The organism is Asticcacaulis sp., from assembly GCF_047605585.1.
Taxonomy (GTDB): Bacteria; Pseudomonadota; Alphaproteobacteria; order Caulobacterales; family Caulobacteraceae; genus Asticcacaulis.
Genome location: NZ_JASGFK010000001.1, coordinates 476538 through 497659, shown reverse-complemented (window position 1 = coordinate 497659; position 21122 = coordinate 476538). Strand labels below are relative to the sequence as shown.

19 protein-coding genes are annotated in these 21122 nt (G+C 60.9%); 12 read left to right on the top strand and 7 right to left on the bottom strand.

Going from position 1 to position 21122, the window contains the following annotated elements:
* Positions 1-117 precede the first annotated feature (117 nt).
* Positions 118-1299, bottom strand: coding sequence for a tRNA 2-thiouridine(34) synthase MnmA (mnmA, locus tag QM647_RS02365; protein ID WP_414993864.1), 1182 nt, complete (start codon positions 1297-1299; stop codon positions 118-120).
* 84 nt (positions 1300-1383) lie between these two features.
* Positions 1384-2754, bottom strand: a complete 1371-nt coding sequence (locus QM647_RS02360) for a hypothetical protein (protein WP_414993863.1) — start codon at positions 2752-2754, stop codon at positions 1384-1386.
* A 257-nt stretch (positions 2755-3011) separates the two neighbouring features.
* Here QM647_RS02360 and QM647_RS02355 point away from each other — a divergent pair, with 257 nt between their 5' ends.
* Complete coding sequence (locus tag QM647_RS02355; protein ID WP_414993862.1) at positions 3012-3443, top strand: arsenate reductase family protein; 432 nt, start codon at positions 3012-3014, stop codon at positions 3441-3443.
* On the opposite strand, the gene QM647_RS02350 is transcribed toward QM647_RS02355, so the two are convergent.
* A complete protein-coding gene (locus tag QM647_RS02350; RefSeq protein WP_414993861.1) occupies positions 3427-4353 on the bottom strand; it encodes a flagellin in 927 nt (308 codons plus the stop codon). The genes QM647_RS02355 and QM647_RS02350 overlap by 17 nt on opposite strands.
* A gap of 14 nt (positions 4354-4367) precedes the next feature.
* Positions 4368-6542, bottom strand: a complete 2175-nt coding sequence (gene flgK, locus QM647_RS02345) for a flagellar hook-associated protein FlgK (protein WP_414993860.1) — start codon at positions 6540-6542, stop codon at positions 4368-4370.
* Positions 6543-7058: 516 nt separating this feature from the next.
* Between flgK and QM647_RS02340 the strand changes: the two genes are divergently transcribed.
* From QM647_RS02340 to QM647_RS02315, 6 genes are all read left to right on the top strand, one after another.
* Entirely contained in the window at positions 7059-9209 is a 2151-nt protein-coding gene (locus tag QM647_RS02340) for a flagellar hook-length control protein FliK (protein WP_414993859.1), read from the top strand.
* Positions 9210-9219: 10 nt separating this feature from the next.
* Complete coding sequence (locus QM647_RS02335; protein WP_414993858.1) at positions 9220-9903, top strand: flagellar hook assembly protein FlgD; 684 nt, start codon at positions 9220-9222, stop codon at positions 9901-9903.
* Positions 9904-9946: 43 nt separating this feature from the next.
* Positions 9947-11422: a flagellar hook protein FlgE gene (locus tag QM647_RS02330; protein ID WP_414993857.1), complete on the top strand. Its 1476-nt coding sequence runs from the start codon at positions 9947-9949 to the stop codon at positions 11420-11422.
* Between the two features lie 247 nt (positions 11423-11669).
* Positions 11670-11951, top strand: coding sequence for a DUF1153 domain-containing protein (locus QM647_RS02325; protein ID WP_414993856.1), 282 nt, complete (start codon positions 11670-11672; stop codon positions 11949-11951).
* Positions 11952-12085: 134 nt separating this feature from the next.
* A complete protein-coding gene (locus tag QM647_RS02320) occupies positions 12086-12889 on the top strand; it encodes an ATP-binding cassette domain-containing protein (protein WP_414993855.1) in 804 nt (267 codons plus the stop codon).
* 44 nt (positions 12890-12933) lie between these two features.
* The gene (locus QM647_RS02315) at positions 12934-13542 is read left to right on the top strand and encodes a TetR/AcrR family transcriptional regulator (protein ID WP_414993854.1); all 609 of its coding nucleotides are present in this window, start codon (positions 12934-12936) and stop codon (positions 13540-13542) included.
* Positions 13543-13572: 30 nt separating this feature from the next.
* Here QM647_RS02315 and QM647_RS02310 read toward each other — a convergent pair whose 3' ends face one another.
* Positions 13573-14601 (bottom strand): aspartate-semialdehyde dehydrogenase, encoded by a 1029-nt coding sequence (locus QM647_RS02310; protein WP_414993853.1) that lies wholly within the window; start codon positions 14599-14601, stop codon positions 13573-13575.
* Between the two features lie 275 nt (positions 14602-14876).
* Between QM647_RS02310 and QM647_RS02305 the strand changes: the two genes are divergently transcribed.
* Entirely contained in the window at positions 14877-15149 is a 273-nt protein-coding gene (locus QM647_RS02305) for a hypothetical protein (protein ID WP_414993852.1), read from the top strand.
* 56 nt (positions 15150-15205) lie between these two features.
* Entirely contained in the window at positions 15206-15835 is a 630-nt protein-coding gene (locus tag QM647_RS02300) for a hypothetical protein (RefSeq protein ID WP_414993851.1), read from the top strand.
* 14 nt (positions 15836-15849) lie between these two features.
* Here the strand turns inward: QM647_RS02300 and QM647_RS02295 are convergent, their stop codons facing one another.
* Together QM647_RS02295 and QM647_RS02290 are read right to left on the bottom strand one after the other, a co-directional pair.
* Complete coding sequence (locus QM647_RS02295; RefSeq protein WP_414993850.1) at positions 15850-16950, bottom strand: acyltransferase family protein; 1101 nt, start codon at positions 16948-16950, stop codon at positions 15850-15852.
* Between the two features lie 115 nt (positions 16951-17065).
* A complete protein-coding gene (locus tag QM647_RS02290) occupies positions 17066-17962 on the bottom strand; it encodes an AraC family transcriptional regulator (RefSeq protein WP_414993849.1) in 897 nt (298 codons plus the stop codon).
* Positions 17963-18142: 180 nt separating this feature from the next.
* On the opposite strand from QM647_RS02290, the gene QM647_RS02285 reads away from it, so the two are divergent.
* The 3 genes from QM647_RS02285 to fliF all read left to right on the top strand — a co-directional run bounded on the left by QM647_RS02285 (position 18143) and on the right by fliF (position 21119).
* Complete coding sequence (locus QM647_RS02285) at positions 18143-18568, top strand: hypothetical protein (RefSeq protein ID WP_414993848.1); 426 nt, start codon at positions 18143-18145, stop codon at positions 18566-18568.
* Positions 18569-18628: 60 nt separating this feature from the next.
* Positions 18629-19138, top strand: coding sequence for a hypothetical protein (locus QM647_RS02280; RefSeq protein ID WP_414993847.1), 510 nt, complete (start codon positions 18629-18631; stop codon positions 19136-19138).
* A 313-nt stretch (positions 19139-19451) separates the two neighbouring features.
* Positions 19452-21119: a flagellar basal-body MS-ring/collar protein FliF gene (gene fliF / locus QM647_RS02275; RefSeq protein WP_414993846.1), complete on the top strand. Its 1668-nt coding sequence runs from the start codon at positions 19452-19454 to the stop codon at positions 21117-21119.
* The last annotated feature ends 3 nt before the right edge of the window (positions 21120-21122 follow it).

Here is a 21122-nt window from a genome sequence, read left to right as displayed (position 1 = left end):
AATTGACATGAGTCAGATCGGCGCTTTAGTCGGGATAAAACCTATATACCCGCCTTTTACTTGTAAGGGGCGGGTATATTATTTCTTGCAATCCGTAAAGTCATGCGCAGGGCGATCTTACAAAGCGGCCGCCCGTGTCGACGCAATGAAGCCGCCGCCGAGGACGCGGCCGTCATCGGCGGGGTCGTAAAGCACGCAGGCCTGACCGGGCGCCACGCCTTCCTCCGCGCCATCGAATTCGACCTCCACGCCGCTGTCATTGGCGATCAGGCGGGCCGGGACGGGCGGGCGCGTGGAGCGCACCCGCGCCAGCACGGGCTTCTGGGCTTTCGCGGCGGCCAGCAGGTCGGCTTCGTCGCCCAGCCAGTTGGTTTCCTTCAGGATCAGGGCGCGGGTCAGCAGAGCTTCGCGCGGCCCGACAATGATCGCTTTTTGGTCCGGGTCGATGCGCGTCACGAACAAGGGCTCGCCGACAGCGATGTTCAAGCCCCGGCGCTGGCCGATCGTATAGCCGGTGATGCCTTCGTGTCTGCCCAGCACGCGGCCGTCGATATGGCGGATATCGCCCTTTTCGCGCCCCTGCGGACGAAGCTTGTCGATCAGGGTGGTGTACTTGCCCTCCGGCACGAAGCAGATGTCCTGGCTGTCGGGCTTGTGGGCGATCTTCAGACCGAGTTGCATAGCGATATCGCGCACCTGCGGCTTGGGGATTCCGGCCAGAGGGAAACGCAGGAAATCGAGCTGTTCGCGCGTGGTGGCGAAGAGGAAATAGCTCTGGTCGCGCGAGGTGTCGGCGGCGCGACGCAGCTGGCCGTCCGTTGAGCGTTCGACATAATGCCCTGTGGCCATGGCCTCGGCGCCGAGATCTTTGGCGACATCGAGCAGGTCATGGAACTTGACGCTTTGATTGCAGCGGATGCACGGCACCGGCGTTTCGCCGCGCAGGTAGCTGTCGGCGAATTCCTCGATCACGCTGTCACGGAAGCGGCTTTCGTAATCGAGCACATAGTGCGGGATGCCGATCTTTTCGGCGGCCATGCGGGCATCGTGGATGTCCTGGCCGGCGCAGCAGGCGCCAGTCTTTTTCAGCGCCGCGCCGTGGTCGTAAAGCTGGAGCGTGACGCCGATGACCTCATAGCCGGCCTGGTGGAGCAGGGCGGCCACGACTGTGGAATCGACTCCGCCCGACATGGCAGCGACCACGCGCGCGCCCTCCGGCAGCCCCACGCTCAGGCGGGTGGCGGCGATGGCGGCGTCAAGATCGGCCGATTGGATAAGCGGGACTGCACAGACGGTCATGGCCGCTAGATAAGGGAAAACCGAGTAAATTGCTAGGGTATGGCCCCTAAAACTTATGTTCTTTAAAGTTTACTGGCTTAAAGCTTACTGGCGGTAGCCCCATGTGAACATCCAGCTGTCGATGCCGGTCAGCGAGGTCAGGTCCTTGCCCTTGTCGTATTCCAGACCGAAGACATAGTGGCTCTGCGGGGTCGGGTAATAGGCGGCGCGTGAGATCAGGCGGTCGGCCGTGGCCCCCTGGTTGCTCAGGTCCGCGCGGCGGCTGTACTGCAGGTTCAGGCCGAAGCCCGGCTTGTCGGCGCCGCGATTGAGGCGGACCTCCCACTGGGCGTCGAAACCGGCGCGCGCATATTGCGGCAGGTCGACCAGGGAGGCCTTGGCGCCGGGATCGCCGACATCGACATAGTCGGTGACCAGGGTCATGCTGGTGGTCTGGCAGATGACGCACTGGGCGTTGTTCGCGGCCGAACTCAGGGCCGGGAAGCTCGCGTCCATCCAGGTCTTGACCGGCAGGGTGAGCGAAGCTTCGAAGCGGGTGAGCGAGGAATCGAAACGGTCATCGGTTTCGTAGGCGGCGGTCAGGCCGCCGATATAGGCCTCCTTGCCGTCATTGCGCGCAAAGCGGAAATGACCGCGCAGGCCGACATCGAGATTGTTGACCTCGCTTGACACATCGACATTGGAGATGCGTTCGTAGCTGGTGAAGGGGCGAATATCGCCGAAGCCCTTGGTGGCCACGGCCTCATCGCCCCAGGTGACGATGGCCGGCGCGGCGAGGGTGCCCTTGGCGGAAATCACGGGCGCGGAATCCGAGGCATTGTCCGTATAGGTCAGGCGGGCCGGATCGCGCTTGGTGTAGTCGTCTTTTTCCGTTTCGCTGATTGTCGAGGCGATCCGCCACTGCGAGCTGGTGGCGCGTTTGGCCGCTTCGGGGGGCTTGGCGTCACCAGGCGCGGCGTCAGGTGCGGTGGCCACGACCGTCGCCGGTGTCGGTGGCAGAGGCGCAGCCCCCAGGCAGGTCAGGGTATAGGTCGGGCGCGACAGGTCGAAGAAGGCGGCGATGCGTTCGGCGCGGCTGGCGGGTTCCGGGCCTTCGCCGGTCCAGCTCAGGCGCAGCTGGCTGTTTTCACGTGAGGCGAGCACGGCCGCGACCGTACTGTTGAGCTTCACATAGCTGTTGCCATCCACCGGGCAGGTATCGTCGGCGCAGGCCTGGGCGACACGCTGCGCCAGCGGTGTCTGCGGGGCGCTGAAATCGGTAATATCCATGACGATGGGATAGCGCAGCAGAAGTTGTGCGATCGCTTTTTGGCGGGGCAGTTGCCGCGCATCACCCTCGCCTTCGCAGGCGGCGGTGTCGAAACCCGTGAGCGCATTGACATCAGGTGCCGCGGCAGGAATGGTAGCGGGCACGGCCTCGGCGGCGATAAGCAGGCTGGCTAAAAGGCTGATCATGGGGCAAAGCCTCCCTGAAACGAGCCTTAACCGGTAAAGGCCCTTCATGGATGCGCGGCCAAGGCCACGCGGTCCCCCGTCTTAGCCGTCGCGGATGAACGGCAGATGACTAGAATAGCGGTCGTGACCGGAAGGTCCACCCCAAAAGCGCAATAAAAACAGAGTTATTCCGATTGGGGCTTGCAGCCAAATTGCCCCGCGTCTTGATATGATGCGGAAAAGCGCTATGCACAGCAGACACAGGTTGAGATATCCGCATGCCTCCAATCATCTTCCATAACCCCGATTGCGGCACCTCGCGCAATGTGCTGGCCGTGCTCGAAGCGGCCGGCTACCAGCCGGAAGTCGTCGAATATCTCACGGTCGGCTGGACACGAGAATTGCTGCTGACCCTGCTGACCGCCTCCGGCCTGACCCCACGCCAGGCCTTGCGTGAAAGCAAGTCGCCGGCGAAGGCATTGGGGCTGCTGGAGGCGGATGTCAGCGACGAGATGATCTTCGCCGCCATGCTGGAAACGCCGGTCCTGGTCAACCGGCCGTTCGTCGTCACCGATCGCGGGGTGAAGCTGTGCCGTCCGTCCGAAATCGTGTTCGACCTGATCGACCGCTATCCGCCGGGCCCCTTCGCCAGGGAAGACGGCCAGCTGATGATCGATGCCGAAGGGCGGCGGGTTACTTCAGGAAGTTAAGCAGGCTGTACTGATTGAGCGTGGAAAGCACCTGCGCCGAGGCCTGTACCGCCACCTGGGCCTGTGTCAGGTCGGAATAGGCCTTGGCCATGTCCACCGAGGTCTTGTCGTCCACCAGTTGCGACAGGGAGGTCGACTGCCCCTGAAGGGAACTTTGCGTGTTTTCGACCTGCTTTTGGAGTGAACCGTTAAGCGCCCCCTGTTGCAGCATGCTGGTATAGAGATCGCCGAATTCCTGGACCTTAGTCGTTATGAAGGTCTTCTGGTCATCGGTCAGGGTGTCGCCGAACGGGCCGGTGGTCGGATCGTCGTTATAGTCCTGGATCTCTTTATAAAGTGACATCAGCTGCCCGCCGATATCCGAGGCCAGCATACCGGTCTGGATGGTGGTGTTGGTGTCGATCTGAGAGGTCTTCTTCACAGTGCCGTTGGTGAAGACATCATCGGAAGAGGTGACGCTCGCCAGCTGCGACATGCTGCTGATCGAGACTGGCGCGGCATTGTCATTGCCGCCATTGAAGAGGTACTGGCCGTTGTGCTGGTAGTTCAGGCCGGAAATGGCCGAGGAGAAGGTGCCCTGCAGATCGAGCATCAGGGTGGTGCCGGAGGCGCTGGCCAGCGAGCTCATGAGCGAATCCTTGGCACTGGAAACGGCGTCGCTGGTCGTGGTGAGCGCCTGGTCCTGGCTGTCCAGGCGGTTAGCGACCGTATCCGTCACATCGAGATAGGAATTGGTGCGTGACAGGGCCGACTGATAGGAGGCGATGATTTCGGACGTGCGGCCATAGCCACCCAGGTCGGTGGCGACCTTTTGCGTCGCGACCTGGTTGGTAGCAGTCTGCTGGCGTTCCTGGGCGCTTTGCAGGTTGCCGAGGGCGTTGTTCCAGGATTCGGAAGTTGAAATGCGCATGATCTATATCTCCCTTAACCCATCATGTTGATCAGGACGTCGTACATGTCCTTGGCTGCCTGGACGAGGCGACCGGAGGCACTGTAGGCCTGCTGATAGGTGGTGAGGTTGACAAGTTCCTCGTCGAGATTGACGCCCTCCTGGCTGGAGCGCCGTGAATTGGCCTCGGTAAGCAGGGAGGCATTGGTTTCTTTGGTGGTCTGGGCCGAGGCCGCCAGATTGCCGACCTGGCCGGCCAGATCGGAGGCGTAGCGGTCGAGCGTCGAGGTGCCGCCGGCATTCATGCCCGCGGCATTGAAGGTCACCGCATTCGAGCCGATGTTGGACATGGCCAGGGCGCCGGAGCCGTCGCCGCTATTCAGCGCGCTGACACCGCTATCCGCGTCGAGATTGACGTGGGCGAGGGACAGGTTGCTGACATTGTTCTGGATGCGCGTGGCGACGCTGTAGTGGGTGGCGGCATTGCCGGAACTGTCGGCCAGGCCAAAGAACTGGGTGAAGGAAGCGCCGGTGCCGTTACGCGAGGTGTTGTCGCCGGTGACTTCCAGCGTATTGGCCGGACTGCCGTAGCCGGTGAAGGTCAGCTGGCCGTTGCTGTCGAGCGAGAAACTGCCGTAGCGGCCGAGGCCACTTGAGGTATCGTTCAGTCCGCCCGCGCCTGTGACCAGGTCGGACATGGTGCCGCCGGTCGAGGGGATGGTGTATTCGATATTGGCGATGGTGGCGCCATTGGCAGACTTGACGGCAAAGTTGACCTTGTCGCCCGCCGTGAAGCCGTGGTCGCTGCTGCCGGTCAGTCCGGTCTGGGCGCTGGTCGGCACGTCTGACGTGATCAGGTCGTTCATGCCGAAATATTGCGAGAAGCCCTGGCCAAGCTTGCTGGACGGCGTCACGCCATTGGTATCGTCTTCAGCGGAATCGACAATGGCCACGCCATCCGAGCCGCCGGAGGTCAGCGACATCACGCCGTCGGTGAAATCGAGCGTGGCGGCGCCGCCGAGGCCGCTATTGATATCATCGACGAAGCTTGAGGCCGAGAAGGTGCCGCCGCCGGAACCGTCCATCGTATAGCTGCCATTGCCGCTGCCATCGCTATCGAAGGTGATGGTCATCTTATGGGTGATGTTGCCCGATGAATCCAGGGTGACGATATTGGTCTCGCCGGTGAAGCCGGTCACGGCCTCTTCCTCGGTCAGACTGGTGTTTTTGCCAGTCAGCGAGGTCGGCGCCGGCACCGCGCTTGAGGCATTGTGCGCGGCGTTGATCTGGTTGGTGAACTGGGTGACATACTCGTTCAGCTGATCGTTGACCGCCACCGAAGTGTTGTCGCGCACATCGAGCAGGCCCTTGATTTCACCCGAGCTGAGGCTGTCGGCGAAATCGCGTGTCTCGCCATTGACGCCGGTGAAGGTGATCTGTTTGAAGCTGGTCGTGGCATCGACGCCGGTGGCCGGTGTATAGCTCAGGGAAGCCGCCTTGCCGCCCGAAACGAGCACGGTGCCCGACTGGGTGCGAACCGTGACGCCGCCATTGGCTTCCTGGGTGACCTGCACATCGACCAGCTTGGACAGATCATCGAGATAGCCCGATTGCGAGGTCTGGGCACCGGTGGTGTCGGCGCCGGAAACGGCGGCGCCAGAGATCGTGCTGTTCAGGCCGCTAATGCTTTTCAGCAGGTCGTTGACCGAGCCGACATCGCTGCCGATGCGCGTATCGGCATCGCTGCGGATGGTCTGGATCTTGGTGGAGATCCGGTCGGCTTCGGAGAGGAAGCTCGACACATTGGTGACCGCTTCCTGGCGCGAGGCGCTGGAGGTCGCGTCTTCGCCCAGCTGTGACATCGACGACAGAATCGCGCTGCCCTTGCCGAACAGGGTGTTGCTGTCGGTGATATCGCCGAACTGCGACTGGATCTGGTCAAGCAGCTCGTAGCTGATATCGGATTGTGAGGCGGCCGAGGTCGCCTTCAGCGATGCGGACTGCAGGAACTTGTCAGCGGCCAGCGTCACCTGGCCGGACTGGACGCCCATGCCGACACCGGCGGTGACCGTGGCGGTCTGAGTGGCGACCTTGCGGATATAGCCCGGCGTGTTGACGTTGGAAATGTTGTCGGAAACGACGTGCAGCTGGTCCTGGGCCGTTTTCAGGCCGGACACGCCGATATTCATGATCGAGGCTAGAGATGACATTCTGGACTCCCCGCGGGCGCGTTTTGCGTGCGCATGAAGGTGGCATCGACGGCATCATATGTCGGAATTGACATAATTTGCCCGGTCGCCTTAGGCAAACCCTGCTGGCAACCCGGCAAAAATGACCGGGTCCCGTTACGGTTGAATTTAAAAAAGGTCATGTTTTTCATAAACTTGACTGTTTTTCCGTCGCAAGTGTTAAGGCGTCTGGCGTTAACACTTTCAATTCGCGTGCCAAAAAGGGGAGGGTTTCTCACGGGTATATAACGGCCGTGAAATGCCGATCGAGACGCGAAAAAAGGCGGGCCTAGGCAAATTTGACCTTCCCTCGGCAAAAGGTGACGGTTTTCAATCCTTAATAGAACAATAATCATATTTAAATCAGATGGTTAACGACTGGCCCGGCGTTTGCAGGATGGCTTTGGATTGGATGCGCAAAATGCGTTGACTTCGCCCTGACCGCCGACTGCAAGACGCGACCGGCTGTTCCGATGTTTTCGCGGACCCTGCTTACAAATGCCTGCGCCTATCGATTTTTCCCTGCTGCCCATGGCCGCGACCGGTGCCTCCACCGGCGGGGATGCGTCTGCGCCGGCTCAGGGCAATTCGGGTGCCGGGGCCGATTTCGCCAGCCTGTTGTCGGCGGCGAACGACGAAGCTACGCCGGGCACTGCGCAAACCCAGATAGCGGACCAGAATTCGGGCCAGACCCAGGCACCCGCTGCGGTGACGGCCACCGGCACGGATCAGTCAGGTACGGACAGCGAAACCGACAGCGATACGGTGAACGATACGGGGCTTGTGTCGGCCAGCACTCTGCTGGTGCAGGCGCAGTTGCCTGCGGTTGATGAGTCTCAGGCAACGGAGAGCCCGGCGCCGGTCATGCAGACGCCGGACACGAACAGCACCACCAGCACTGGCGCCGCCACGGCTGCCCAGCCGACGGCCGAAACCGCCTTGACGGAAGCGCCAGCTGCGGTTTCGCAGATGCTTCCCGCCTCGGCGGATGTGCAGACCGCGCCTGCCGACACCACGCCGACCGTTACGCCTGCGGCTACGAAGACCACCGATGTCCAGAACGCTGCCGCCGATACCACGCAGGCTGCCGTGGAAACGTCGGCTGCTGCCGAAGCAAAGCCTGCCCTGCCGCAGATCGCTCAACCGGCGGCCAAACCTGCTGCCGATGCCGTCGCCACGCAAACCCAGATATCCAGCGGCCAGGATCAGACGACCGCGACATCTCAAGCCGAAACGGTAGCGGTTGCGGTCGTGGCGACGCCCGTCGTGAAAGCTGAAACCACGATGGCCAGCGAGGCATCGGCTGCTCCCGCGCAGACCGAAACGCCGGCGCCGGTTCAAGGCAAAAGCAAGAAGATCGAGCAGGCCTCTGTAACGCAACAGGCAGAGTCGGCTGACTCTGACGACGCAACGGATGCGGCGGACGCCGCGGCTATGATTCTTGCGGACGCGGCCGCTCAACAGGCGGCCCAAACCGATGCGACGGCCCAGCAGGCCGCCGTTCAGGCCGCGCAAACCCAAGCTGCCCAAACCCAAACTGCCCAGACCGAAGCGTCGAAAACCCAGGCCGCCTCCGCGCAGGGCAATGGCGACCAGATGGCCACGGCGACGAATATGCGCGCAAAGCTGGCACAGGCCGGGCAGGTCCAGTCAAAGCCGGATCAGGCAATCGCCGCTTCGTCTGCGACTGCGGCCGAAACCAGCGATACGTCTGTCAGCGACACTTCGGCGACATCGGCCGATGCTGCCGTAGCAAAGGGCACAGCCGAAACCAGCCTGCACAAGCTCTCCACCTCGCTTTCAAGTCAGGCGCAAGGCGCGACGCCCCAGGATACCACCACCCAAGTCGCCGCCCAGACGACGCCATCGTCGCTCGCTTCCAGCAGCCGCAAGACGACCGTTAAAGCAAACGCTGAGACCGCGACGACAACCGAATCCGGTTCTGCATCCACGCCGTCGGCCACACCGTCCGGTTTCTCACTGGTCAGCCATTCCGCCTCGACCGATACGACCGCTTCGACGACAGATACGGCCAATACCAGCCTGCTGTCGCAGACCGCCGCCGACAATCTCAATGCCCTCAGCGTGCAGATCAACAAGCGCAATGCCGATGGCGTGACCAAGTTCAATATGGAACTGCATCCGGCCGATCTCGGCAAGGTCGAGGTGTCGCTCAGCATCGGCAGCGACGGCAAGACGACGGCGCACATGACCTTCGATTCCGAAGTGACGGCCAGCGAGTTCAGCGCCCGCGAGAGCGATCTGCGCCAGCAGCTGAAGGATGCCGGCCTGCAGCTTTCGGACGATTCCTTAAGCTTCTCGACTCGCCAGAAGGTCGAAGCAGCCGCTCAGGCCCAGGGCCACGCGGTCAATGCCAATGCCCGCAGTGCCGACGATAACGGTTCCGGCAATTCACAGTCGTCCTCGCAACAGCAGCAGAACGCCTTCGCCCAGTCGAACATGCAGCAGGGGCAGCAGGGCTCCAATAACCAGCAACAGGCCCAGCACCTGGCCCGCCAGCTGGCCAGCACCCAGGCGGCTGCTGACGAGGCAGATCAGGCGGCGCTCGACAGCGCCATCGATGCCTCGCTCGACCGCCTGAAATATCGTCAATCCACGTCGCGTCTCGCGCTCGATCTCAGCGTTTAGGAACAGAGTCATGGTCACCACTACCAGCGCCACATCCTCCTCTTCGACGACCAGCTCGTCATCATCTTCGTCGGATGCCTCAACCCTGACCTCCGACTACACCACCTTCCTCAAGCTCCTGACCGCCCAGGTCCAGAACCAGGATCCGCTGTCGCCTATGGACACTACCGAGTGGACCAACCAGCTGGTGCAGTATTCCTCGGTCGAGCAGGAGATGAAGTCGAACCAGTATCTCGAAACCATCGCCAATGCGCTGACTTCAAATGCCAGCACCGGCTCGGGATCGCTGACCTCGGCGGTCAGCTATATCGGCAAGACGATCGGCACGGACGAGGACACAGCGACGGTCTCTTCCGGCGGCTCGGCCACCTGGAACTACGATCTGGACGATGACGCCACCCGCGCCACCCTGACCATCAAGGACGCCAATGGCAACACCGTCTGGTCGGACTCCGCCGACGATCTCAGCGAGGGCACGCACAGCTTCACCTGGGATGGCAAGAACAGCTCGGGCAATGCCGTCGCCGCCGGCAGTTACACACTGAGCATTTCCGCTTCCAATAGCGCTGGCGCTGTCGATGGTTCCGTCGGCCTGACCGGCATCGTTACCTCCGCTGGAACCGAGGACGGCAACACCATTCTCAAGATCGGCAATTCATCCGTCGATATCGACAGCGTCACCAGCGTTTCCTGATTTCAAACCCCATTCCACCCTACCGCTTCCGGGAGTACCACACATGAGTATCAACAGCGCCATGCAATCCGGGGTTACCGCGCTCGCGGCGAACGCCACGGCCCTTGCCACCATCTCGAACAACATCGCCAATTCAAATACCACCGGTTACAAGCGCGTCACCACCAGTTTCACCGACCTGGTCAGCGGCACCAGCAACAAGCACTCCTATACGTCGGGCGGTGTGGTCTCGGTCAACCGGCAGAGCAATACCAACCAGGGCGAACTGAACAGCGATACCTCAGGCTACAGCCTGGGCATCAACGGCCAGGGCTTCTTCGCGGTTTCGGATGCGGCGGGCAACGTCGATTCTTCCAGCTCGCTGCTATTCACCCGCGACGGTTCGTTCACGACCGATACCGAAGGCAACCTGGTCAATTCCGGCGGCTATTACCTGCAGGGCTGGCCGGCTGATTCCAGCGGCAACATCACCACCTCGGCGACCGATGCCAACCTGCTGGCGCCGATCAATGTCAGTGATCTGGCCAATGCGGCTTCGGCCACCACGGCGGTCACCTTCACCGCCAACCTGGACTCGAATACGGCGATCTCGGACGCGGTCAGCAGCGGCGATTATGACGCCACCAGCGCCGTCGCGGCTTCGGATACCTCGACCACGCCGGTCACCTATTCAAAGGCCATGTCGATCTATGACGCCAGCACCGGTGCCGGCACCAAGCCGGATGGCACCATTTCGGCCAGCATCTCGGATTCGCTCGGTCAGGAACATACGGTCACCATCTCCCTGCTGAAGGGCAATGTCGTCACCGATAGCTCCGATCCGGCCTACGGCATGACCCAGTGGTATTATGAAGTCTCGTCCGATGACGTGACCTCAGACAACGGCCTGAACCAGATCGATACCGGTTCGCTCTATTTTGACTCGAACGGCAACCTGTCGACCGACGCCTCGACCTATGGCGGCACCCTGCCGAACCTGCTGTCGGATTCGGGCTTCTCAATCGGCGCCTCTTCCGAAACCTCCGGCGTCCACTGGAACACCGATGTCGGCGCCGACGCCCAGGCCATCACCATGGGCTTCGGCACTTCGGGCACCAGCAGCATCACCCAGCTGGCCGGTGATACCACCACCAAGTCGATCTCGGCCAACGGCACTGAATTCGGCAGCCTGTCGAACGTCGAAATCTCCAAGGACGGCCTGGTCACCGCGATCTACAATAACGGCCACACGCGCGATCTGGCTCAGATCGCCGTGGCCACCTTCCTGAACCCGAACGGCCTGACGGCCGTCAGCGGCAACGCCTACAAGGTTTCGACCGACTCCGGCGCCTATTCGCTGAAGGTGCCGGGCGAGAACGGCGCCGGCAGCGTCGAGGCGGACACGCTGGAAGCCTCGACCGTCGACATTGCGCAGGAATTCACCGGCCTGATCACCACCCAGCGCGCCTATTCGGCGGCATCGAAGATCGTCACCACGGCGGACGACATGCTGCAGGAACTGCTGGCGATCAAGCGCTAGTAGGGCAAGCGCTAAACCTGAAGCAGGAGGCGGTTGATTGAGTATTGATCGCTTCTTTCTTCTTTATACTTAAGTAACGAACTCATTAAAACGCGTTAAACTTGATTGGCGAGCTGTACATCATAATAAACAAAGCATTAACGTGACCTCCATCAATATTAATACCATATTTACTATGGCGATTAAGCGGATGTTTAAGGAGGTCGTGTAGGATGCTCTTATGTGATGGTAACAAAGGCAAAACGCCATGCTTCAAGAGCAACGCCGCGATAACAAAGGCGAAAAATACGTGATTGGTCCTACCGGGGCAAAACTGACTTTGGCCGACCTGCCGCCCGCCGGCACGGAACGCTGGGTGATCCGCCGCAAGGCTGAGGTTGTGGCTGCCGTGCGTGGCGGTCTGCTGACCTTCGATGAAGCCTGCGAACGCTACAGCATTACCTCTGAGGAATTCCTGGGGTGGCAGAAGGCGATCGAGAACCACGGCATGGCCGGTCTGCGCACGACACGCATCCAGTCCTACCGCTAAGGTCGGTTAAAAAGAAAACAAACGGCCGCGTCTGATAATCCAGGCGTGGCCGTTGTTGTTTCCGTTCATCAAAAAGCGCTTGACGACCGACCGTCGGTCGGTCAATGTTTGGGCTTCCTCACGGGAGCACGGACATGCACGACGATCAGGCCCTGACGGGAGCGATCCCCGTCATTTCTTTTCCGCGGATCGATGGCCGCGTAAGGGCAGCATCCGCGATCAGCTTTGAAGCGGTGTGTTTTAATCAGGGGCATGCCGGTCCCGAGCTGCTTAAGGATATCAGCTTGGAGGTCGAGCCGGGGCAGATGGTGGCCCTGACCGGTCCTGCCGGTGCCGGAAAAAGCTGTTGCGCCCACCTGCTGCGGCATCCGTGGGAAATCGCTGGCGGCGCCATTCATCTTGATGGCCGCGATATTCGCAACCTGTCGCTGGCGGCACTGAACGATCTGGTCGCGGTGGTGCCGCAGGCCTGTATGCTGCGCCATGAGCGCCTGCGCGATAATTTTGCTTTTACGCGACCGGATGCGTCAGTCGCCGAGCTGGAAGCGGCCGCGCGCCAGGCCCAGGTGCATGAGGCGATTATGCACCTGCCGCAGGGCTATGACACGCCTTATGAGGCCTGGAACGAACGCCTCAGCGCCGGGGAGCGCCAGCGCGTCGCCCTGGCCTGTGCCCTGCTGAAAAAGACGCCGGTCCTGGTCGTGGATGAAACCCTGTCCGCCCTGACCCTGACGGATGAAAGGGCCTGGCAGGCGGCCCTGATGCAGATACGGCCGGGCCGGACCCTGCTCGTCATTTCGCGGCGATTATCGACCCTGCGCCAGGCCGACTGGATCGTTGTGCTGGAGCAGGGTGTGGTCGTCGAGGAAGGTCGTCATGATCAACTGATGGCGTGGCATGACCGTTACGCGCGCCTGATCGCGGCGCAAATGGCGTGAGTTATGGGGCTTCACAATCGCTGGATGGCGATCTATGCAGGTTCATGCCGTCACCAAACATTGCCCGTTCGCGAACCAAGCCCGCCGATGTCCGTCAGGAAGAACTGATGGATGCCGCGCTCGCCCTGTTCGTCGAAAAGGGTATCGCCGCTACCAGCATAGACGAGATCGTGACAGCCGCCGGGGTTTCCAAAGGCGGCTTCTATCATCACTTCGCCTCGAAGGACGCCCTGCTGACCGCCTTGCAGGACCGCTATGTCAGCCGGTTTCTGGCGATTCTGGTCGAGGCCCAGTCGCGCCTGCCCGAAGACGACTGGCGCGGCCGGATGAATGTCTGGCTGCGGACCGGCATTGACCTGTTTTTCGAAGAGCTGCGCGTCCATGACGTGGTGTTCCACGAATTCGCGCCCGCCGACCGCCGCGAGATGAACCAGAACCCGGTGGTCGATTACATGGAAGCTTTTCTGAAGGCCGGCACCGCCGCGGGCGCCTGGCAGGCCGATTATCCGCGCCTGCTGGCCGTCATGCTGTTCAATGCCCTGCATGGCGCCTGTGACGAAGTGGTGCTGTCGCCGGACATGATGGACCACGAAACCCTGATCGAGACCCTGCAGGCCTTCTTCTGGCGCGCTGTCTCTCCCGGCGGGAAATAGCCCGCGGCGGGTGGCCGCGGGCCATGAGTGCTACGCCTGCTGGAGCAAAACTTCGGCGATCTGCACGGCATTGAGCGCCGCGCCCTTGCGCAGGTTGTCGCCCGCCACGAACAGCACCAGGCCATTGTCTGCCGACGGATCGCGGCGAATGCGACCGACCTGGACCGGATCGCGGCCGGTGACGGCCAGCGGATTGGGCACTTCGGCGATTTCAACGCCCGGCGCAGTGCGCAGCAGCTCCAGCGCGGCCTCGGGCGAAAGCGGACGTTCGAACTCGACATTGATCGACAGGGCGTGACCGCTAAAGACCGGCACGCGCACGCAGGTGGCCGCCACCTTCAGGCCGGGAATGTTCAGGATCTTGCGGCTTTCATCGCGCAGCTTCAGTTCTTCCTCGGTATAGCCGTCCTCGCCCAGCACATAGTTGAGCGGCACGACATTATAGGCGATCGGCACGGCCCACTTGCGAATCTCGCCGAGATCGACAGCCGTCCCGTCGTTGGCCAGGGCGGCGCAGTCCGCTGCCCCCGCCACGATCTGGTCGCGCAGGATCTCGATGCCCTCGATGCCGCCGCCGGAAACCGCCTGATAGGTGCTGGCGACGATACGCGTCAGACCCGCCGCCTCGTGCAGGGGCTTCAGCACCGGCATGGCCGCCATGGTGGTGCAGTTGGGATTGGCGACAATGCCTTTCGGGATATGGCGCAGGGCCTCGGGATTGACCTCGGAAACCACCAGCGGCACGTCAGGATCGCTGCGCCAGGCCGAGGAGTTGTCGATCACGATGGCGCCGGCCGCAGCCACCTTCGGCGCCAGAGCCTTGGAGGTGGAACCGCCGGCCGAGAAGAAGACGATATCGAGGCCGCTAAAGTCTGCTGTGGCTGCGTCTTCAATGACGATCTCCCGGTCACGGAAGGCGACACGCTTGCCGGCAGAGCGGCTGGAGGCAAACAGGCGCAGGTTTCCAAGCGGGAAATTACGCTCGGCCAGCAGGGCCAGCATCATGCTGCCGACCAGGCCGCTGGCGCCGACAATACCGATATTGGGAATTTTGTTCATTAGTCACGTCTCCTTGGGAATAAGGCGGAAACGCGAGGTGTTTATGGTCGTGGATAGAGACCGGCCCCGCGCTTTCGCAGGGCTGAAGTCCAGTGTCTGCTGTTAAACCGCCAGCACGACAGGACCGCCCCGCATACGGGTCGGTGTCATTGTCGGTTTTGTGGTAATCATCATGGACATGGCGGCGCTTATAGAGACAAATGTCTGGAACGTAAAGCCATTGCCTTTCAGGAAGCGATAAGAGCATCCTGAAGGGCCGAAACGGAGGTGATGTCATGTCCACCAAGCCCTCAAAAGCGTGGTTTGCTCCGAAGCGTTACGGCTATGGCGCCGGCCTGCCGATTGCCTGGCAAGGATGGGCGGTGCTGGCCGCTTATTTTGTGATAGTGTCTGGCGCTCCATTTGTCCTGCTGAGCGTGCTCTCCAATCCTGTTTTTTTCGGTCCGGCCTTCATCGCGATCACACTGGTGTCCACCATTGTTCTGATCATCATCTGTATGAAAACGACCAAGGGTGGCTGGCACTGGCGCTGGGACGGTAAGCCATAAATTATTGGCACAAGCCAATTCAGATGTTACCCCCTCCAAGGGGGGGGATGACAGCCATGCGGAATAACGATCTCGACAAATTGTTTGCTCTTGCTGGTGAGGCGAAGAGGGAAGCGACTTGGCAAGGATTTGCCGATTATCTCGAACAGCATGGCAAAGGTATTCGCAAAAAAGCTCTTGTAACTCTCAATCGATTTATCGACGATGCGGTGTTGTGGACTTTCACCGAGCGGCTTCGTTTCAGCCTTTGGCTGCTTAACGCATTGAACAATGATGCCTTGGTGCAACCCCTGAAGGAACGTCTGGTCATTCCCACGCTCAGGGAATGGAAAGATCGTGAACCTCTACAAGCCGAGCCTTACCTTTGGCTTGGTCTTCTGGGTATTGACCAGATGTTTCATATTCGGCGAGCCCTGGAACTCGATCCAAAATGCCAAAGGGCGCGCGCAAAACTGTGTGAATGGGTTACTGGCCACATTAGTTATAATCAGCATGAGCTTCCATCATTTTACATTCATGACCCGAGAGTGGATTTACTCGATTTGGCTGAAGCTGAAGCGTTGTGTGTGGGATACGAAGAGACAGATTGGGCGATTTGGACGCTTGCGGAAATCAAAGAACAGCGTGAGTTGGCGGAAGCGTGGTTGCGAAATCATCCGCGTCTGGGAGATTTCGCATCTCACTGAATTTACTAAAAATATTATATCTTGCTTCGCGTCAGGGGCTTGAGCCATTTGCGAACCGGCTCATCATAGAACTTCACCGCCAGCCAGGCGAAGGTCACCACGATCACGAAGGCCGCAGCCCCGGCGATATGTGCGGTTTGCAACGGTGGCTTGGTGAAGGTGACGAAGTTCATATAGATCAGCAAGAAGGGGTAGTGCAGGATATAGATCGGGTAGGAGATGCGCCCGGCAAACTTGCACAGCGCCATTTCCAGCTTGCCGATCTGCGAGTGGGCGCCGCAGAGGATCAGCAGCGGAAAGACCACGATCACCATAGCGACTTCGTAGAGGCCATTGGCGTGCGGCCACGCCTTCGGCATCAGCGGTATGGCGAAGACGGCCACCAGCACGATCGTCGCCGCGATCCAGCCCAGATGAATTTTCGGAAAGCGATCGCGCACCCGATAGAGCCACAGGCCCATCATGAAGGAAAAAGCCATGCGCGCCGTGCCCTGCCACAGGGTTTCCCAGTAGGAGCCGAGATCGAGCGTGTTCTTGTCCCAGGCGCACCAGGCCAGCAACGCGCCGGCCAGCATCACCAGAACGCCCAGCGTCTTTGTGCCCAGCCGGCGCAGCACCAGAGCGTAGGCCAGATTACCGATATATTCCTGCAGCAATGACCAGGCGGGACTGTTCAGGCTGTGGGTGTCGGTCCAGCGGTTGGGCAGGGGCGCGTGGGGCAACATCAGGCTGATCAGGGCGAAATCGACCAGCACGGTAGCGAGCGGAATGACCTTCTGATTGGTGGCGAAGGGATCGATGAGGAAGCTGACGAGACCGAGCACTGCCCCCAGCAGCACCAGCGGATGCAGCCGCACCAGACGGATCAGGATGAACTGCCCGGTCGTCATGGTCTTCCAGCGGTCGTCATAGGCATAGGCGACGACAAAGCCCGACAACACGAAGAAGAAATCGACGGCAAGCGCGGCGTGGTGCAGCAACTGGCCGGTATCGGCCCAGGAAACGGTCATGCCCATGATATGGAACAGCACGACGAGAACAGCGGCACTGCCGCGCAGGCCATCAAGCACTTCATAGTGCGCTTTACCGGTGACGGTGGTGTCGGGCGTGGTCATCTATCCTCACTGTTTTACAGGCGGCTGTGCGCCCGTTTTGCTGGCATGATCGCGGGATTGTCCGCTGTCTGTCAACTAGTGGATACAGTTTCGAGGAAGTGTCGAAAGGAGATGATCAGGCCTGCAGGCGCAGGCTTTCGATATCGCGCGCCGGCGGGCAGCCATAGAGGCGGCTGTATTCGCGGCTGAACTGCGATGGGCTTAAGTACCCCACGCGGTGACCCGCCGTGCCGGCATCGCAGCTTTCAACCAGCATCAGACGGCGTGCCTCATGCAGGCGCAGCTGCTTCTGGTATTGTACCGGCGTGAGGGCCGTCACCGCCTTGAAGTGATGATGCAGGGACGAGACGCTCATGCCGCAATCCCCGGCCAGATCTTCGATACGCAGGGGGCGGGCATAGTGTTCGCGCAGCCAGGCGACGGCGCGGGCGATGCGGTTGCCCGGTGTATCGGCGCGCGCGATATTGAGCAGGCGTGGGCCATCGGGCCCGGTCAGCAAGCGGTAGAGGATTTCCTGTTCGATCAGCGGCGCCATGGCGGGGATATCCGCCGGGGTATCGAGCAGGCGCAGCAGCCGGATCATGGCGTCGAGCAATTCGGGGGTTGCCTGATTGACACCGACCCCGCGCACCGGCGTGGTAAAGGCGGGATGCGGCACCGGAAGCCGGGCGATGACCTCGCGCAGCCGTTCGCCATTGATCAGCATGCCGACGCCGAGTTGCGGCACGTCCGGGCTGGCCTCGGTGACGCACGAGATCACCGGCAGGTCGAGCGAGACGACCATGCAGGTGCCGACGCCGTAATGATGGGTCTCGCCGCCCACCGTCACGCTCTTGGCGCCTTGCGCCACCAGGGCGAAACAGGCGTGCTGGCCCTTGTGCACCGGATCGCCCGGCGCGGAGCGGCGGCCGATGAACAGGCCATCGACCGGTGTACGGATATCGCCGTCGGTCGTGGCGAAACGGGCAATCAGGGTGGCCAGTTCGCGATAGGGGGTAAAGGGCAGGCTCATGCGGAAAACCTTCCTGTGTGGAAGGCCCCAGCATAGCAGAGACGGACGCGGATGAAACGCCCGGATGCCGGTTTACGGACCGGTTTGCAGGATCGTGCATAAGGCTTGCAGGATTGCTCTACCGCCGCCACTTTTTTGCGGTGCATGATGGGTTATCACACCGCATTCAAGGATATCACTATGCCTGACATGACCCTTCATGGCCTGAAGTCGTCCGGCGCGCCCGAAAGCCTGCGCGCCCTTTTGCGTCACCGGCAGTCGGGTGTCGGTAAATGCGTGGCGGTGGCCGGCACCAACGCGGCGGCGCATATGGTCATCCGCATAGCCCGCGCCATGGGGGCGGAGGTCAGCGTGCTGGCGCCGGTCATCACGCGTACCGACCGCCTGTGGCTGGGCGCCGACCATTACTTCGCCACCACGGACGCCATGATGCGCCGGGCGCTGGAAGGGGCCTTCGACCTGATCGTCTGCACTGATCCGGCGATTGGCGTCAAAGACTGTATAGACCTCCTCAAACTCGAAGGTGCGATCCTGATGGCCGAAGTACCCGTTTCACCCGCCTCGGCTGATTTTCTGAACGAAGCGCTGGCCTTTTGCGTCCTGTGACTATACCACTTTTACTTGTTTTCTCGAAAGCGCATTGAGAACGGAAAGTGAGGGGGCCGTATGGAACATGAATTTCTCACAACCATTCGCACATATATCTTTTATCTGCGTGTGTATTTAGCAGGTCTTCTGCTAGCGCAGACCGGCATCTGGTTCCAATGGCTGGATTGGAAACGATATTTCCCGAGCTTCGCCTATTCGGATTGGCATATTGGTCTGATGATTGCCACGATGGTAATTGGTTGGCCGATGTATATCTACGGTATGATGAAAATCAGAAAGCCGGGCATGGTGACAGGAGTAAAATCATGGGCTGCCAGTCTCCCGGAAACGAAAAGAGCGCTGAATATTGCTTTGACCGCATTAATCCTGATCTTCGCATTCTTTTTTGGTGTTATTATAATTGGGATCGATGATCGTAACGTCATTGATTATCGGTCAATTTTAATCGTTGCGTTCACAGGCACGGCTTGGGTTGCCTACGCGGCGGAGCTTATATTGCCACACACAATGCCGGAATTGCGCAAGGTGGCGGCAAATCAAAGCCTTTCTGAAAGCCTGTTCGATTGATTTGTGATGTCGCGTATCCGTGTGTGCGGCTGTAAATCGATGTTATTCAAATACCGCCTCGCCAATGACGGGAATTTGAATGGCGGGTACTCGCCTTGTGGCGGCAGGTGTGTTAAAAAAGTTAATTCGGGTGTGAAAGGCAAAGTGCCTTGCCAAATAAACGTTTCCGCGCATTTGGCTGATTAAATTAATAAATTTCCACCCTGAAATTAATCCCTAATTAACTCCCCACTGGGAAATTACTGCCTAGTGGGATGCCGACACGTCCAGGAAACGTGCCGTCGTCCATTTTTGGTAATGGGGCGTCTGGCGCGTGGAATCCTTTTTCGCAGGCTTGCAAAAGTTCGGTATCGGCCGGCTCACGGCTATCCTGGGTGCCGCGGCGGGGGCAGCGGCCGTGTTGGCGGCCATCATCCTGCATGTCAGCGCCCAGCCCCAGGCGCTGCTCTATTCGAACCTCGATCTGAAAGAGGCCGGGGAAATCACCCAGAACCTCGATCAGGCAGGCATCAAGTATACCGCCAAGGGCGACGGCTCCACCATTATGGTCGATCGCGACAAGGTGGCCACGGCGCGGATGATGCTGGCCGGCAAGGGGCTGCCGACCGCCGCCTCGGTTGGTTACGAAATCTTCGACAATGCCCCCACGCTCGGCCAGACCGAGTTCGTGCAAAACCTCGACAACCAGCGCGCCCTCGAAGGCGAGCTGTCGCGCACCATCAATACGCTGAAGGGGGTTTCCTCCACACGCGTCCACCTGGTCATGCCCAAGCGCGAGCTGTTCAGCGATTCGCCGGAACAGGCCAAGGCCACGGTCGTGCTCGGTCTCTCCGGCAGCAATCCCAATGCCGAGCAGGTGGATTCGATCCGCAATCTCGTGGCCTCGGCCGTGCCCAACCTGAAGCCGGCGGACGTTACCATCGTCGATGACCGCAACCACCTGCTGGCGGCAGGCGGCGACGACTCCGCCAATGGCCTGGGCGCGGCGCACCGTGACGAGGTCGAGGACAAGCTGCGCAAGCGCATCACCGATATCGTCGAGGGCGTGGTCGGTCCGGGCGCCGCACGAGTGACCGTCACCGCCGATCTCGACCAGACCGCCGTCACACAGGAAAAGGTCGATTACAATCCCGATGGCCAGGTCGTGCGATCGACGGCGACCACGGAATCGAAGGACAGCACCAGCGATCCGAACAGCAATGGCGCGGTGACGGCCTCGGCCAATATTCCCGGCGGGGCGCAGCAGCCCGGCACGTCGACCGCCACCCAGCAGAGCGGCCAGACGACCGAGACCACCAATTACGAAATCTCGACCACCAAGACCACCTCCGTCACCGCCCCGGGCGAGATCAAGAAGCTGGCCGTCGCCGTCGTGGTCGATGGCACACTGACGCCTTCCAAGGATGGCAAGGCGCCGCCGGCCTATGCCGCGCGTTCGCCGGAGGACATGCAGAAGATCGAGGATCTGGTGCGCGCCGCCGTCGGTATCGACGCCAATCGTGGCGATGTCATCAAGGTGACCAATATCCGCTTCAGCCACGGCGATATCGATACCAATGGGGGCACCGGCGGCAAGGCCTCGATGTTCGATTTCGACAAGAACGACATCATGCGCGCCGCCGAGGTGGCGGTCCTGTTCATCGTCGCCCTCCTGACCCTGTTCCTGGTGGCCCGTCCTCTGCTCAAATACATCACCTCCTCGCCGACCAATATACTGGTGACCGGCCCCGGCGGCGTGGCCCTGGCCGGCGCTGGCGCGGGCATCACACCGGGCCTCGGCGGTCCGTCCGACTCAGGCCTGGCCCAGTTGAGCAATGGCGCTGGCGCGCTGTCGCCGTCTGTCACCGACAGCGCCGGCATCGATATCGCCCGCATCGAAGGCCAGGTCCGCGCCTCCTCGGTGAAGAAGGTGTCGGAATTCGTCGATCGCCATCCGGAAGAGTCGGTGTCGATCCTCCGCTCCTGGCTGCACGAGGGATAAGGG

What these genes read in the sequence shown, in the direction of transcription:
- QM647_RS02290 (WP_414993849.1), bottom strand. Translation starts at nt 17,962, where the DNA reads ATGAGCCTGCCCTTTACCCCCTATCGCGAACTGGCCACCCTGATTGCC.
- QM647_RS02335 (WP_414993858.1), top strand. Translation starts at nt 9,220, where the DNA reads ATGGTCACCACTACCAGCGCCACATCCTCCTCTTCGACGACCAGCTCG.
- QM647_RS02280 (WP_414993847.1), top strand. Translation starts at nt 18,629, where the DNA reads ATGGAACATGAATTTCTCACAACCATTCGCACATATATCTTTTATCTG.
- QM647_RS02325 (WP_414993856.1), top strand. Translation starts at nt 11,670, where the DNA reads ATGCTTCAAGAGCAACGCCGCGATAACAAAGGCGAAAAATACGTGATT.
- mnmA (WP_414993864.1), bottom strand. Translation starts at nt 1,299, where the DNA reads ATGACCGTCTGTGCAGTCCCGCTTATCCAATCGGCCGATCTTGACGCC.
- flgK (WP_414993860.1), bottom strand. Translation starts at nt 6,542, where the DNA reads ATGTCATCTCTAGCCTCGATCATGAATATCGGCGTGTCCGGCCTGAAA.
- QM647_RS02310 (WP_414993853.1), bottom strand. Translation starts at nt 14,601, where the DNA reads ATGAACAAAATTCCCAATATCGGTATTGTCGGCGCCAGCGGCCTGGTC.
- QM647_RS02305 (WP_414993852.1), top strand. Translation starts at nt 14,877, where the DNA reads ATGTCCACCAAGCCCTCAAAAGCGTGGTTTGCTCCGAAGCGTTACGGC.
- QM647_RS02295 (WP_414993850.1), bottom strand. Translation starts at nt 16,950, where the DNA reads ATGACCACGCCCGACACCACCGTCACCGGTAAAGCGCACTATGAAGTG.
- QM647_RS02330 (WP_414993857.1), top strand. Translation starts at nt 9,947, where the DNA reads ATGAGTATCAACAGCGCCATGCAATCCGGGGTTACCGCGCTCGCGGCG.
- QM647_RS02340 (WP_414993859.1), top strand. Translation starts at nt 7,059, where the DNA reads ATGCCTGCGCCTATCGATTTTTCCCTGCTGCCCATGGCCGCGACCGGT.
- QM647_RS02360 (WP_414993863.1), bottom strand. Translation starts at nt 2,754, where the DNA reads ATGATCAGCCTTTTAGCCAGCCTGCTTATCGCCGCCGAGGCCGTGCCC.
- QM647_RS02300 (WP_414993851.1), top strand. Translation starts at nt 15,206, where the DNA reads ATGCGGAATAACGATCTCGACAAATTGTTTGCTCTTGCTGGTGAGGCG.
- QM647_RS02315 (WP_414993854.1), top strand. Translation starts at nt 12,934, where the DNA reads ATGCCGTCACCAAACATTGCCCGTTCGCGAACCAAGCCCGCCGATGTC.
- QM647_RS02285 (WP_414993848.1), top strand. Translation starts at nt 18,143, where the DNA reads ATGCCTGACATGACCCTTCATGGCCTGAAGTCGTCCGGCGCGCCCGAA.
- QM647_RS02350 (WP_414993861.1), bottom strand. Translation starts at nt 4,353, where the DNA reads ATGCGCATTTCAACTTCCGAATCCTGGAACAACGCCCTCGGCAACCTG.
- QM647_RS02355 (WP_414993862.1), top strand. Translation starts at nt 3,012, where the DNA reads ATGCCTCCAATCATCTTCCATAACCCCGATTGCGGCACCTCGCGCAAT.
- QM647_RS02320 (WP_414993855.1), top strand. Translation starts at nt 12,086, where the DNA reads ATGCACGACGATCAGGCCCTGACGGGAGCGATCCCCGTCATTTCTTTT.